The sequence below is a fragment of the Paenibacillus sp. FSL H7-0714 genome (genome assembly GCF_038003765.1).
GTDB lineage: Bacteria > Bacillota > Bacilli > Paenibacillales > Paenibacillaceae > Paenibacillus_AQ.
The window spans coordinates 4,458,234-4,470,882 of sequence record NZ_JBBOPT010000001.1 but is presented as its reverse complement, the minus strand read 5'-3'; the positions used below and the strand labels follow the sequence as shown (position 1 = coordinate 4,470,882).

Annotated in this window: 11 protein-coding genes and 1 pseudogene; all 12 read left to right on the top strand. The window is 45.4% G+C overall.

Going from position 1 to position 12,649, the window contains the following annotated elements; all coding sequences use genetic code 11:
- Positions 1-7 precede the first annotated feature (7 nt).
- The gene (rnpM, locus tag NST34_RS19920) at positions 8-316 is read left to right on the top strand and encodes an RNase P modulator RnpM (protein WP_042189416.1); all 309 of its coding nucleotides are present in this window, start codon (positions 8-10) and stop codon (positions 314-316) included.
- Positions 309-630 (top strand): annotated as a pseudogene (locus tag NST34_RS19915) (YlxQ family RNA-binding protein); the annotation flags it as partial. The gene rnpM and the pseudogene NST34_RS19915, both read left to right, overlap by 8 nt.
- Entirely contained in the window at positions 625-3,270 is a 2,646-nt protein-coding gene (gene infB / locus NST34_RS19910) for a translation initiation factor IF-2 (protein ID WP_042189415.1), read from the top strand. The pseudogene NST34_RS19915 and the gene infB, both read left to right, overlap by 6 nt.
- Positions 3,271-3,288: 18 nt before the next feature.
- Positions 3,289-3,636 (top strand): 30S ribosome-binding factor RbfA, encoded by a 348-nt coding sequence (gene rbfA, locus NST34_RS19905; protein WP_042128856.1) that lies wholly within the window; start codon positions 3,289-3,291, stop codon positions 3,634-3,636.
- Positions 3,637-3,706: 70 nt separating this feature from the next.
- On the top strand, positions 3,707-4,684 hold the full coding sequence (locus NST34_RS19900) for a DHH family phosphoesterase (protein ID WP_341128633.1): 978 nt from the start codon (positions 3,707-3,709) through the stop codon (positions 4,682-4,684).
- Positions 4,681-5,595 carry a tRNA pseudouridine(55) synthase TruB gene (truB, locus tag NST34_RS19895; protein WP_042189413.1) on the top strand — a complete coding sequence of 305 codons (915 nt, stop codon included), beginning with the start codon at positions 4,681-4,683 and terminating at the stop codon, positions 5,593-5,595. The genes NST34_RS19900 and truB overlap by 4 nt, the downstream gene beginning before the upstream one ends.
- 37 nt (positions 5,596-5,632) lie before the next feature.
- Positions 5,633-6,580 (top strand): bifunctional riboflavin kinase/FAD synthetase, encoded by a 948-nt coding sequence (locus NST34_RS19890; protein WP_340970902.1) that lies wholly within the window; start codon positions 5,633-5,635, stop codon positions 6,578-6,580.
- Positions 6,581-6,728: 148 nt separating this feature from the next.
- Complete coding sequence (rpsO, locus tag NST34_RS19885; RefSeq protein WP_036656390.1) at positions 6,729-6,998, top strand: 30S ribosomal protein S15; 270 nt, start codon at positions 6,729-6,731, stop codon at positions 6,996-6,998.
- A 392-nt stretch (positions 6,999-7,390) separates the two neighbouring features.
- Complete coding sequence (pnp, locus tag NST34_RS19880; protein WP_042189411.1) at positions 7,391-9,493, top strand: polyribonucleotide nucleotidyltransferase; 2,103 nt, start codon at positions 7,391-7,393, stop codon at positions 9,491-9,493.
- 247 nt (positions 9,494-9,740) lie between these two features.
- The gene (locus NST34_RS19875) at positions 9,741-10,724 is read left to right on the top strand and encodes a polysaccharide deacetylase family protein (RefSeq protein ID WP_341128632.1); all 984 of its coding nucleotides are present in this window, start codon (positions 9,741-9,743) and stop codon (positions 10,722-10,724) included.
- Positions 10,725-10,800: 76 nt separating this feature from the next.
- Complete coding sequence (locus NST34_RS19870) at positions 10,801-12,069, top strand: M16 family metallopeptidase (protein WP_042189409.1); 1,269 nt, start codon at positions 10,801-10,803, stop codon at positions 12,067-12,069.
- Complete coding sequence (dut, locus tag NST34_RS19865; protein ID WP_341128631.1) at positions 12,044-12,490, top strand: dUTP diphosphatase; 447 nt, start codon at positions 12,044-12,046, stop codon at positions 12,488-12,490. Before NST34_RS19870 ends, dut begins: the two co-directional genes overlap by 26 nt.
- Positions 12,491-12,649 lie beyond the last annotated feature (159 nt).

Genomic DNA, 12,649 nt, shown 5'->3' with positions numbered 1-12,649 from the left:
CGTATGTATGAAACAAAGAAAGGTGCCGCTGCGCAAATGCGTTGCTACCCAGGAGATGATGCCGAAAAAAGAGCTGATTCGAGTGGTTAGAACGCCCGAGGGCGAAGTACTGATTGATCTGACAGGTAAGAAGTCAGGCCGTGGTGCTTACATATGCGGCAAGCTTGAATGCTTTAAGCTGGCACAGAAGAATAAAGCACTTGACCGCGCTTTGAAATGTCAAGTGAGTCCTGAAATCTATGACCAGCTTGCCCGGGAGTTTACTTCCGTGGAAGAGCAGTTTCTAGCAGCAAAGGATAGTGAGGATAATGAGTAAGGCGCTTTCTTATTTAGGGCTTGCCATGAGAGCAGGCAAGATAGTCACCGGCGATGAGGCTGTACTCAAAGCTGTACGGTCTTCAGAGGCGAAGCTGGTCGTTCTGGCAGGTGACGCTTCAGATAATACCCAAAAAAAGTTCCGTGATAAATGCGGAACCTACGATATTCCACTAGTAATCGCATTTCACCGAGACAGCCTCGGTGCAAGTATTGGTAAAGACCAGCGTGTAGTACTGGCCATTACGGATAAAGGATTCGCGGAAATGATCTCCAAGCAACTCGGAGATACTGTCGGAGGTGGATTTATTGACTAAAGAAGAGAACAAAGATAAATTGCGCGTGTACGAATACGCCAAGTCACTAAACATGAGCAGTAAAGAAATTATTACAATTCTGAAGCGTTTGAATGTCCCTGTGAATAATCATATGAGTGTCATGGAGAACGGTTCCGTGAACAAAGTAGAGCAATTCTTCAAGGATATCAAGTCGAACGCTGCAGCCAAACGGGATACCAGCTCTAGCAGCCGTCCGGTGACAACCGGTGCGGTAACTGCCGAACCCCAAAGTGCTCAGAATGCCAACAAAAATCAACAGGAAAAGCAGGTAGGTATGAACAGTAACCAAAACAACAACCAATCGACGACGTCCCCAAGGCCCCAAAGCGGACAAGATTCCCGCAGAACAACAACAGGTTCAACGCAGAATGCACGTCCGCAACAAAGCGGAGCTCCACGTACTAACAGTACTAGCGGAAGCCGTCCGCAAGGAAGTAGCACAGGCGGCAATCGTCCACAAGGTAGCAACACTGGTGGCAGCCGTCCGCAAGGAAGTAATACTGGCAGCCGTCCACAAGGTAGCAGTACCGGTGGTAGCCGTCCGCAAGGTAGCAGCACTGGTGGCAGCCGTCCGCAAGGTAGTAATACCGGTGGTAGCCGTCCACAAGGAAGCAATACTGGCAGTCGTCCGCAAGGACAAAGCAGTGCACCTCGCACTGACAGCCGCCCACAAGGTCAATCTGGCACTGGCGGTGGCTTCACACGCGGTGACGACAGAGGTCCTAAGAAGAACACAACTGGTGGTAGACCAAATACGAACAATAGACGGTTTGATGATGGCAAAGGCGGTAACTACCGCGGTCGTGGTGGTAAGAATGGCCGCGGCAAGAATCAGCCAATGGTTCACCGTGAGAAGATCGATAACACACCTAAGAAGATTATCGTTCGTGGTAGCATGACTGTTGGTGAAACAGCAAAATTGCTTCACAAAGACGCTTCTGAAGTAATTAAGAAGCTGATCTCTATGGGTGTTATGGCAACCATCAACCAAGAGCTGGATATCGACACCATCCTGCTACTCGCTGCTGAATTCGGCGTAGAAGTAGAAGTGAAGATTCCTGTTGATGAGGATAGCTTTGAAACTGTGGAAGAGAATGATGCTGAAGAAGAACTTCAGTCACGTCCTCCAGTAGTTACGATCATGGGTCACGTTGACCACGGTAAAACTACTTTGCTGGATGCCATTCGTTCGACGAGTGTATCTCTAGGCGAAGCAGGCGGAATCACACAGCATATCGGTGCTTATCAAGTTGAAATCAACCAGAAGAAAATCACGTTCCTAGATACACCTGGTCACGAAGCATTTACTGCTATGCGTGCTCGTGGTGCACAGGTAACAGATATGACTATTATCGTAGTTGCTGCTGATGACGGTGTTATGCCTCAGACCGTTGAAGCTATTGCACACGCTAAGGCTGCTGGACTTCCGATTATTGTCGCTGTTAATAAAATCGACAAGCCGGGTGCAGATCCTGACAAAGTGAAGCAAGAGCTTACAAGCTATGAACTCGTTCCTGAAGAGTGGGGCGGAGATACCATCTTCGTTAACCTTTCTGCAAAACAACGTATTAACTTGGAAGAACTGCTGGAAATGATTCTGCTCGTTGCTGAAGTAAATGAGTACAAAGCGAACCCTGACAAACGGGCACGCGGTACGGTTATAGAAGCTGAGCTTGATAAGAATCGTGGACCAGTTGCACGTGTTCTGGTACAGAATGGTACATTGAAAGTCGGCGATGCTTTCGTAGCAGGTAACTGCTTCGGACGTGTACGTGCGATGGTTAATGATAAAGGACGTAAGATCAAGGAAGCTGGACCTTCCACTCCAGTAGAAATTACTGGTTTGACTGAGGTACCACAAGCTGGCGATCCGTTTATGGCTTTCGAAGACGAGCGTAAAGCCCGTGCGATTGCTGATAGACGTTCCACATCCCAACGTCAATCTGAGCTGAATACGAACACCCGTGTAACATTGGATGATTTGTTCCAGCACATTAAAGACGGCGAGATCAAAGACCTTAACGTTATCATTAAAGCTGACGTACAAGGTTCAGTCGAGGCACTTAAAGGTTCCCTGGCTAAGATCGAAGTGGAAGGCGTCCGCGTGAAGATCATTCACAGCGGTGCTGGTGCCATTACGGAATCCGATATTACACTTGCAGCAGCATCTAATGCTATTGTTATTGGCTTTAACGTTCGTCCGGACGCTCAGACCAAGGCAGCTGCTGAACAAGAAAAAGTAGATGTTCGTCTCCATAACATCATCTACAATGTAATCGAGGAAATCGAAAGTGCAATGAAGGGTATGCTTGATCCTATCTATAAAGAGAACGTTATCGGTCACGCTGAAGTACGTAGCGTCTTCAAAATCAGTAAAGTGGGTACCATTGCAGGTTGTATGGTAATTGATGGTAAAATTACCCGTAATGCTGAAATGCGCTTGATCCGTAGCGGAATCGTTGTATTTACAGGTAAAGTTGATACCTTGAAACGCTTTAAAGATGATGCCAAAGAAGTGGCGCAAGGTTATGAATGCGGCATAACTTTGGAACGCTATAATGACGTCCAAGAGGGCGACATTATCGAAGCGTTTCTTATGGAAACTGTAGAGCGCTAAGCGAAGAGGTGAATATAGATGTCTAAAATTAGAGCAGGACGAGTGGGCGAGCAGATCAAGAAAGAGCTTAGTCAACTTATCCAAAGCGGACTGAAAGATCCTCGAATCGGTTTTGTAACTGTAACTGGCGTAGACGTGACTAACGATCTGTCGCAAGCGAAAGTATACCTAAGCGTGTTCGGGGATGAAGAGCAGAAGTCAGGCTCCCTTAAAGCGATTGAGAAAGCTAATGGTTTTCTTCGCTCCGAGCTTGGCAAGGCGATTCGCCTTCGGCATACACCGGAACTGATCTTCAAGATCGATGAATCTGTCGCTTATGGCAGTCACATTGAGAAACTTCTTGGAGAGCTTCATAAGAACGATTAGAAATAGGTACTAAAAGGAGTTCAAAATAGCTTAAGGCTATTTTGAACAACCTTTATAAAGGAGACGGCGAATGCAGAGCTATGAACAAAGTCTCCAGCAGACCCGTGAGTTTCTGCTGGAACACGACGATTACCTTGTAGTGTCGCATGTTCAGCCGGACGGAGATGCAGTCAGCTCCACCCTAGCGGTGGGCTGGCTTCTCTCATGTCTGGGCAAAAAATACACTATGCTGAATGAAGGACCGATACCGAAGCGGATGGAATATTTATGGCATTCGGATGAAATCATCAATATGGCCTCTAGTGAGCCGCCCCGTCAATACAGCAATGTGATCTGTGTGGATTGTGCTGATTTTCAGCGAGTAGGATTGACTCATCGCTATTTTGCGAAGGGTGCTCTAATCCTGAACATTGACCATCATCCCACTAACAACGGTTATGGACTTGTGAATTTAATCAAACCGGATGCTGCTGCGACTGCGGAAATTTTGTTCGATCTGCTGAAGACGTTCGAGATTGAATGGGACATTGATATCGCCACAGCTTTATACACAGGTCTTTTGACAGATACTGGTGGATTTCGATATACCAACACATCACCAAAAGTAATGGCAGCCGTATCTGAACTGCTTTCTTATGGCGTTAACGGTCCTGAACTGGCTGAGACATTACTTGAAGAAATGACATTGCCGCAGATTAAAATTTTAAATAAAGCGTTAAATACTCTTCAATTATCACCCGAAGGGGATATTGCCTGGCTCTATGTTACACCGGAGGATATGATTGAATGTGCTGCTGCTAATGAAGATTTAGAAGGTCTCGTGAACTACCCTCGCAATATTAGAGGTGTGGAAGTAGGGATTCTGTTCAAAGTCATTCATGAACATGCGGTTAAAGTTAGTTTGCGTTCTGCGGGTAAGGTCGACGTGGCTGATCTAGCGCAAACGTTTGGAGGTGGCGGTCATACCCGTGCTGCAGGTGCGCGTATAGAAGCTACACTCGAAACGGCAATAGCGCAGGTGCTCGAGGAGGTAAGACGTCATTTATGAGTGAATTAGAAGGTGTACTGGCGGTTTACAAGCCAGCCGGGTTCACTTCACATGATGTTGTGGCCAAGGCACGTCGTATTCTCGGCATGAAACGGATCGGACATACGGGAACGCTTGATCCACAGGTAACAGGTGTGCTGCCACTTTGTCTGGGCCGTGCTACTCGTGTCGTGGAGTATATTCAGGAGTTGCCCAAAGAATATGTGGCAACACTGAGACTAGGGATGTCCAGTGATACTGAGGACTTAACTGGGACTATTATAGAAACTGTAGATGAGGTGCATGTAACTGAAGAAGAGATTCTATCAGTGCTCGCTTCATTTAAAGGGGTTATTTCTCAGGTTCCACCGATGTATTCTGCGGTTAAAGTTGACGGCAAACGTCTTTATGAGTTAGCAAGAGAAGGTAAAACCGTTGAACGTAAAAGCCGTGAAGTAGAGATTTATGAAATTGAAATGACGGATATGACTTGGGAAGGCAATCATCCCGATATCACATTCCGGGTGCTTTGCTCTAAGGGGACGTACATTCGTACGCTCTGTGTCGATATCGGACGAGCACTTGGACTGCCGGGTGTGATGGTGAAACTAGAGAGAACGATGTCGGCAGGGATTTCTGCCAGTCATTGTCTTACGCTAGAGGATATTGCGACTCACAAGGAAGCCGGAACATTGGAAGATCATTTAATCGCTGCAGACGAAGCCATTTCTCATATGCCAAAGCACACTGTAATGGATGAGAAAAAGAAGGCAGCTTTGCAGGGGCAGCGTTTGTCCTCACGATTTATAGCTCCAGAGGTGAAGACGAACAGTCAATTTCGGCTATACGATCTTCAAGGTGGATTTCTTGGCATTTATGAATTGGAAGATACAGGTGCAATTGCTCCAGTGAAGGTATTTGCACAAGCTTAAATCAATTTTACCAAGTGAATTGTAGGTGAGAAACAGCGTGAGAACCGTAACGTTAACTTATCCGATGTCTCCGGAGACTGCTGCAGAGTGGGCTCAGCCTCAAGTGGCTGCTCTAGGGCAGTTTGACGGATTGCATCGTGGACATGCTAGCGTCATTACATCCGCTGTGGCCCTAGCCCGTAAACAAGGTGTGCCGGCCGCAGTCCTTACATTTCATCCACATCCTAAAGATGTTATGGGTAAGGGTGATTATGAAGGGTATTTGACGCCACCCGTAGAAAAGCAGGAGATTCTTGCTAGTTTGGGTGTCGATATCTTATATGTTATTGAATTTAACGAGCAGCTTTCCCGTGTAAGTCCACAGAATTTTGTCTCTGTTATGCTTTTGCCGCTACATATTGTAACTGCAGTTGTCGGCTTTGACTTTCGTTTTGGTTATCAAGGTGAAGGCGATGTTGAAATGCTTCGCAAGCTGGGTGAAGGTGTTATGAATGTAGAGGTTGCTCCCCCTTTTCTGCTAGATGGTGAGAAGGTCAGCAGCTCCGGCATTCGTAAAAGTCTCCAAAACGGGGATTTAGAGCTGGCAAACTCCTGGTTCGGACGTTGCTACTATCTGCGTGGTGAAGTGGGTCACGGTGAGAAGAGAGGTCGCACCATTGGTTTTCCAACGGCGAATTTGAAACTCAGTGCTCATTTTGTCATTCCGACTAAAGGTGTATATGCGGTCCGAGTCTTTTATAAGGATAAAGTTTTGTACGGGGTCATGAATGTGGGTGTTAAACCTACCTTTCATGAGGGGGTATTGACTCCAAGCTTTGAGGTCCATCTGTTTGACTTCGAAGGTGATTTGTATGATCAAGAGCTCAAGGTGGAATTAGTATCATACATTCGTCCTGAACGAAAATTCGAATCCATAGATGCATTGATCACTCAAATCGGTGAGGATGCAGAAACCGCGAAGAAGATTTTGGGGTATAATCTATAGTCATCCCGGACAAGCCGTTTACTTTTGTTAATGGAGATGCTATACTAATAAACGTTGCTGGCTTACAGCACCATAACCTTAGCTTGGTTGCACGTTCTCACCGACGGTGACGAGGCTAATGGCGATTATATTGAAGGAGGTGAACAGGATGGCATTAACTCAAGAACGTAAACATCAATTGATCGACGAGCACAAAACTCACGAATCCGATACTGGATCCCCTGAGGTGCAAGTTGCTATCCTAACGGAGAACATCGTTAATTTGACTGACCACTTGCGTACGCACAAGAAAGATCATCACTCCCGTCGCGGATTGTTGAAAATGGTTGGACAACGTCGTAAACTTCTGGCGTATTTGAAAAACAAAGACATCAGACGTTACAGCGCCCTGATCGAAAGACTGGGATTGCGTCGTTAATTTTCCATAAGATAACCCTTAAAGCAGCCTGGTTGTATACCGTATGTCCTTCTCGGAGCGACAGCGGGACAGCTGGGTTGCTTTTTGAAAATTTAGGGAAAACTTTATAGCAAGACTGATGAGATTATTCGTAAAAACGGCCACTTTACATCATCTGTAAGACTTAGCCGTTTCTTCTTATATGTATACAGAACAGGCTACATACCTTAAATTATAAGAAAGTATATGTTTCATGCTATACTTTATCCTTATAATTCTCGCATAAACGCTACCGTCTTTATAAGGACGCCGAAGGCGTTTTTAGCTTGGGGACAAGCCTTTCCGATTCATTAGATCGATATGTGAACCTGCAATATTTGACTGCGGGTCTACTACTATTCAAGGAGGTATTTATGGAAAAACGTGTAGAAATGCAGCTAGGCGGAAGACGCCTTGTGCTGGAAACGGGCCGACTAGCTAAACAAGCAAACGCAGCCGTTATGGTGCGTTATGGGGATACTTCGGTATTATGTACCGTTACGGCTTCGAAAGAGCCGAAGGACCTGGATTTTTTCCCGCTTACAGTTAACTATGAGGAAAGATTATATGCGGTAGGTAAAATTCCGGGCGGATTTATTAAACGGGAAGGCAGACCGAGTGAGAAAGCGATTCTGTCCAGCCGTTTGACTGACCGTCCAATCAGACCACTGTTCCCTGAAGGTTTCCGTAACGATGTTCAGGTATTGAACATGGTAATGAGTGTGGATCAGGACTGCGCACCAGATATTGCTGCTATGATCGGTACTTCAGCTGCACTTAGTATTTCCGATGTGCCTTTTGATGGACCCATCGGCGGCGTTGCTGTAGGTCGGATTAATGGAGAATTTGTGATCAATCCGGATATGGCTCAGCAAGCAATCAGTGATATTTATGTAGTGGTTGCTGGAACGAAGGAAGCAATCATGATGGTTGAAGCAGAAGCGAACGAAGTGACGGAAGATGTGATGCTCGAAGCGATTATGTTCGGTCATGATGAAATCCGTAAGATCGTTGCAACCATTGAAGAACTGGTCAAAGTGGCTGGTAAAGAAAAAATGGCTGTGAAGCTGCATGCAGTGAATGCTGACGTGAATACTGAGGTCCGTGCATTTGCTGAAGCTCGTCTGGTGGAAGCCGTTAAAATTGCTGAAAAACATGCTCGTCAGGAAGCGATTGATGTCGTTAATGATGAAGCGGTTGCGTATTTCGTAGAGAAGTACATAGAAGCACCGGAGCTTCTGAAAGATGTTAAAGAAGTCTTACATGATATCGTGAAGGATGAAGTAAGACGTCTAATCACGCATGATAAGGTTCGTCCAGATGGACGTAAACTTGATGAAATCCGTCCGATTGAATGTGATACAAGCCTGTTGCCGCGTACACACGGTTCCGGTCTGTTCACACGTGGACAAACACAAATCCTTAGCGTTTGTACCCTTGGAGCTCTAGGTGATGTTCAAATCCTCGACGGAATCGATCCTACTGAAACGAAACGTTTCATGCACCATTACAACTTCCCGCCGTTCAGCGTAGGGGAAGCTCGTCCACTTAGAGCACCAGGACGTCGTGAAATCGGTCACGGAGCACTTGGAGAACGTGCATTATCCAAGGTAATTCCTAGTGAAACTGAATTCCCGTACACGATTCGTCTAGTATCAGAAGCGATTGAATCTAACGGTTCTACCTCCCAGGCAAGTATCTGTGCCAGCATTCTGGCTATGATGGACGCTGGTGTGCCAATCAAAGCACCAGTAGCCGGAGTAGCAATGGGTCTGATCAAAGACGGAGATCATGTCTCCATCCTGACGGATATTCAAGGTATGGAAGATCATCTCGGAGATATGGACTTCAAGGTAGCTGGTACAGCAGAAGGTGTTACAGCTATTCAAATGGACATTAAGATTGCCGGTATCGACCGCAACATTCTTCAAGATGCACTTCAGCAGGCTAAAGAAGGCCGTCTGTTCATCTTGGACAAAATGAATGAAGCGATCTCTGCGCCAAGACCTAATCTGTCCAAATATGCTCCAAAAATCATTATTATCAACATCAATCCGGACAAAATCCGTGATGTTATCGGTGCTGGTGGTAAGATTATCAATAAAATTATTGAAGAAACCGGCGTGAAAATCGACATCGAACAAGATGGCCGTGTCTTTATCGGTTCTTCAGATGAAGAAATGATCCAAAAGGCTCGTTCGATTATCGAAGGTCTTGTGCGTGAAGTACAAGTCGGAGAAATCTATGTGGGTACAGTTAGACGTATTGAGAAATTTGGTGCATTTGTTGAACTTATTCCGGGCAAAGACGGATTGGTACACATTTCCCAATTGTCTACTGAGCGTGTAGCTAAGGTAGAAGATGTTGTTGCTATTGGTGACACCATTACCGTAAAAGTTACCGAGATCGATCCACAAGGCCGGGTTAACCTGTCTCGTAAAGCAGTGTTGACTTCGGAAACTGGAGCTAAAGCGTAAGATTGATCTTAGTAATAACCTTTACTAAAGGGATCTAATTTCATTATTAAAAGAGACAGAAGCGATTTGCGTTCTGGCTCTTTTTTTATATGAACGAAGCTGGAAAACTGTAGCAAACATTCCTATCTATTAGTCTTGTATCTGTTCATGACATAAATTCCTCCCTTGTCTCATAGATTGGGACAAAGTGTCTTTGTAATCGTGTGGAACGAACCTGAAATTCGTTTCTACCGGGGAGGAAGTCGTCATGAAGACGGAAAAAGTGGCATTAGTGGTTGCTTGTGTAGCAATCGTGATAGGAATTGGTAGCACACAGGGACCAATCAAGGACATGCTTGCGCAATTGAAGCCGCAGGATGATCTTGCGGTGTGGATGGATATCCCTAAGGCGGCGAACAACGATCTTCGTCTGAGGATTGAGACCGCCGCGGCCAAGCTAAATGCACCTCCAGTGGATGCAGTGGTTGACCGGGTGTGGAAAGCCATTCCTGGTTATAACGGACTTGAGATTGATGTAGAGAGTACCTATCGGAATGCTCTTTTGGCACCAAAAGAACCCATAAAGTTAGTGTATCGGCAGATCGAACCAAAAGTATCGTTAAATGAACTGGGAGCAGAACCTATATATCGAGGAAATCCGGCGAAACCGATGGTATCACTGATGATTAATGTGGCTTGGGGGAATCAGTATATCGTGCCAATGCTGGATATTTTGGATGAAGAGAACGTGAAAGTTACGTTTTTTCTGGATGGAAGCTGGCTGAGTAAGAATCCAGAGCTTGCTACAGAAATGTTAAAGCGTGGTCATGAGATGGAGAATCACGCCTATACCCACCCCAATATGAGTACTTTAAGTCGAGCGCGGGCTACCGTTGAGATTGAGAAGACGCAAAAGCTGCTAAAGGAATCGCTTGGAGTCACTAATAAATGGTTCGCGCCTCCATCTGGTGATTTCGATCAAGAGACAGTAGAAATCGCTAGCAGCTTGGGCTTAAAGACTGTACTCTGGACTGTAGATACGGTGGATTGGCGCAATCCTTCTCCTGAATCTATAGTTGCTAAAATCACAAGCAAAGCTGAACCCGGCACACTTGTTCTAATGCATCCTACTGCCTCATCCTCCAAGGCGCTGAAGGCCATGATACGCGGGATAAAGGCAAAAGGGTTACAGCTAGGAACAGTTAGCCAAACGCTGTCAGCGGAGCGTATAATCCCCTCTGATGTTGAGTGAGTGATCTATTTCTGGTAGGATTATAGGCACGTGTATTAATTTAGATAGAACATGGCTATTGCCAGGAGGACATGAAGTGGAAAAAATAGTATTATCCAATGGATTACGAGTAGTGATGGAAAAAATTCCGACCGGTCGGTCCGTTTCATTTGGAATATGGGTGAAGACAGGTTCGCGGAATGAACACCCTGGAAACAACGGGATATCCCATTTTGTAGAGCATATGCTTTTTAAAGGTACGGACCGATATAGTGCTAAGGATATTGCCGAACAGTTCGATGCTATTGGCGGCAATGTAAATGCGTTTACTTCTAAGGAATATACTTGCTATTATGCAAAAGTACTGGATGAGCATCTGCCTATCGCAGTAGATGTGTTAGCAGATATGTTCTTCCGTTCACGTATGGATGCTGAAGAGCTGGAGAAAGAAAAGAACGTCATCCTTGAGGAAATTTCTATGTGCGAAGATACACCAGACGATCTTGTGCATGATTTGATGTGTGCTGCTGCTTACAAGGATCATCCGCTTGCGTATTCTATCCTTGGCTTAAAGGAACGGCTGATGGAGATGAAGCCGGATGATCTTCGTGCCTACATGAAGGAGCAGTATACGATTGAGAATACGGTAATTAGTGTAGCTGGGAACATCAGCGATGGATTGATTGAGCTGCTGGAGCAGCATTTTGGTTCTTTTGCTAATCATGGCACATCTGCGCCGTTGACTCCACCGGATTATTATGGGGACTTGTTGTTTCACCGCAAAAAAACAGAACAGAATCATATCTGTCTTTCCCTACCAGGGGTCCGCTCTGGCGACCCATTGCAATATGCTATGGTGCTTATTAATAATGCCATTGGCGGCGGTATGAGCTCACGGATGTTCCAAGAGATTCGCGAAAAACGTGGCCTAGCCTATTCTGTATATTCATACCACAGTTCTCAAGCGGATTCTGGTTTGTTCACGGTCTATGCTGGAACAGCACCGAAGCAAACTAAGGATGTAACGGAGCTAATTAAGGAAATGATGTACGAACTTGCTACTGAGGGTCTTAGTGAAGATGAACTGAGAAAAGGCAAGGAGCAGCTTAAAGGTAGCCTTATTCTTAGCCTGGAGAGTACTAGTAGCCGGATGAATCGAATCGGAAAAAATGAACTTATGCTCGGAAAACATAACACATTAGACGATATGATCGCCAAGATTCAGTTAGTAACGATGGACAATATCAACAGTGTGCTTGATAATATGTTTGCTGAGCCGCTTTCTTTAGCGATGGTAGGTTCAACAGATAAAGCTATTGCAAATGTTAGGAGAGATGATCTTGTCTTATTACGTACAAATCAATAAACTAGCTGGAAACGAGGATGTTAATCTTCCTTGTAAAATGTCAGAACAGGCTTCCGGGTATGATCTATATGCCGCAGTTAATAGCGAAGTCGTGCTTGCACCTGGAGAACGTGCATTAATTCCAACAGGCATATCATTAGCTATGCCAGACGGATTAGAAGCTCAGATTCGTCCACGAAGTGGACTAGCCTTGAAGCATGGGATTACGTGTTTGAACACACCTGGAACGATTGATGCTGATTATCGTGGAGAGATCAAAGTGTTGTTGATCAATCTAGGGCAAGAGCCATTTGCTATCGCTCGTAATGAGCGCATTGCCCAAATGGTATTTCAAGCGGTTCCAGTGGTCACTTTGGTTGAAGTAGATGCTTTATCCGAAACAGAACGTGGAGCCGGAGGCTTCGGTCACACTGGCAAATAATATGACTTATTAAAAAGCTTGCGAATTTATGCCTAATTGGCGTGATTCGCGAGCTTTTTTTCGTTTAAATATGACAATTTATAAGTTTCATATTTAAGCCTGCATGGTAATTCTTCTCCGCTTTTCACCCATTAAGAATGCCCAGCATAAGATGCTCTA

Bases quoted from the DNA above. Each gene is read 5' to 3' on its own strand.
- rnpM (WP_042189416.1), top strand. From the start codon at position 8: ATGAAACAAAGAAAGGTGCCGCTGCGCAAATGCGTTGCTACCCAGGAG.
- NST34_RS19900 (WP_341128633.1), top strand. From the start codon at position 3,707: ATGCAGAGCTATGAACAAAGTCTCCAGCAGACCCGTGAGTTTCTGCTG.
- NST34_RS19875 (WP_341128632.1), top strand. From the start codon at position 9,741: ATGAAGACGGAAAAAGTGGCATTAGTGGTTGCTTGTGTAGCAATCGTG.
- pnp (WP_042189411.1), top strand. From the start codon at position 7,391: ATGGAAAAACGTGTAGAAATGCAGCTAGGCGGAAGACGCCTTGTGCTG.
- rpsO (WP_036656390.1), top strand. From the start codon at position 6,729: ATGGCATTAACTCAAGAACGTAAACATCAATTGATCGACGAGCACAAA.
- truB (WP_042189413.1), top strand. From the start codon at position 4,681: ATGAGTGAATTAGAAGGTGTACTGGCGGTTTACAAGCCAGCCGGGTTC.
- rbfA (WP_042128856.1), top strand. From the start codon at position 3,289: ATGTCTAAAATTAGAGCAGGACGAGTGGGCGAGCAGATCAAGAAAGAG.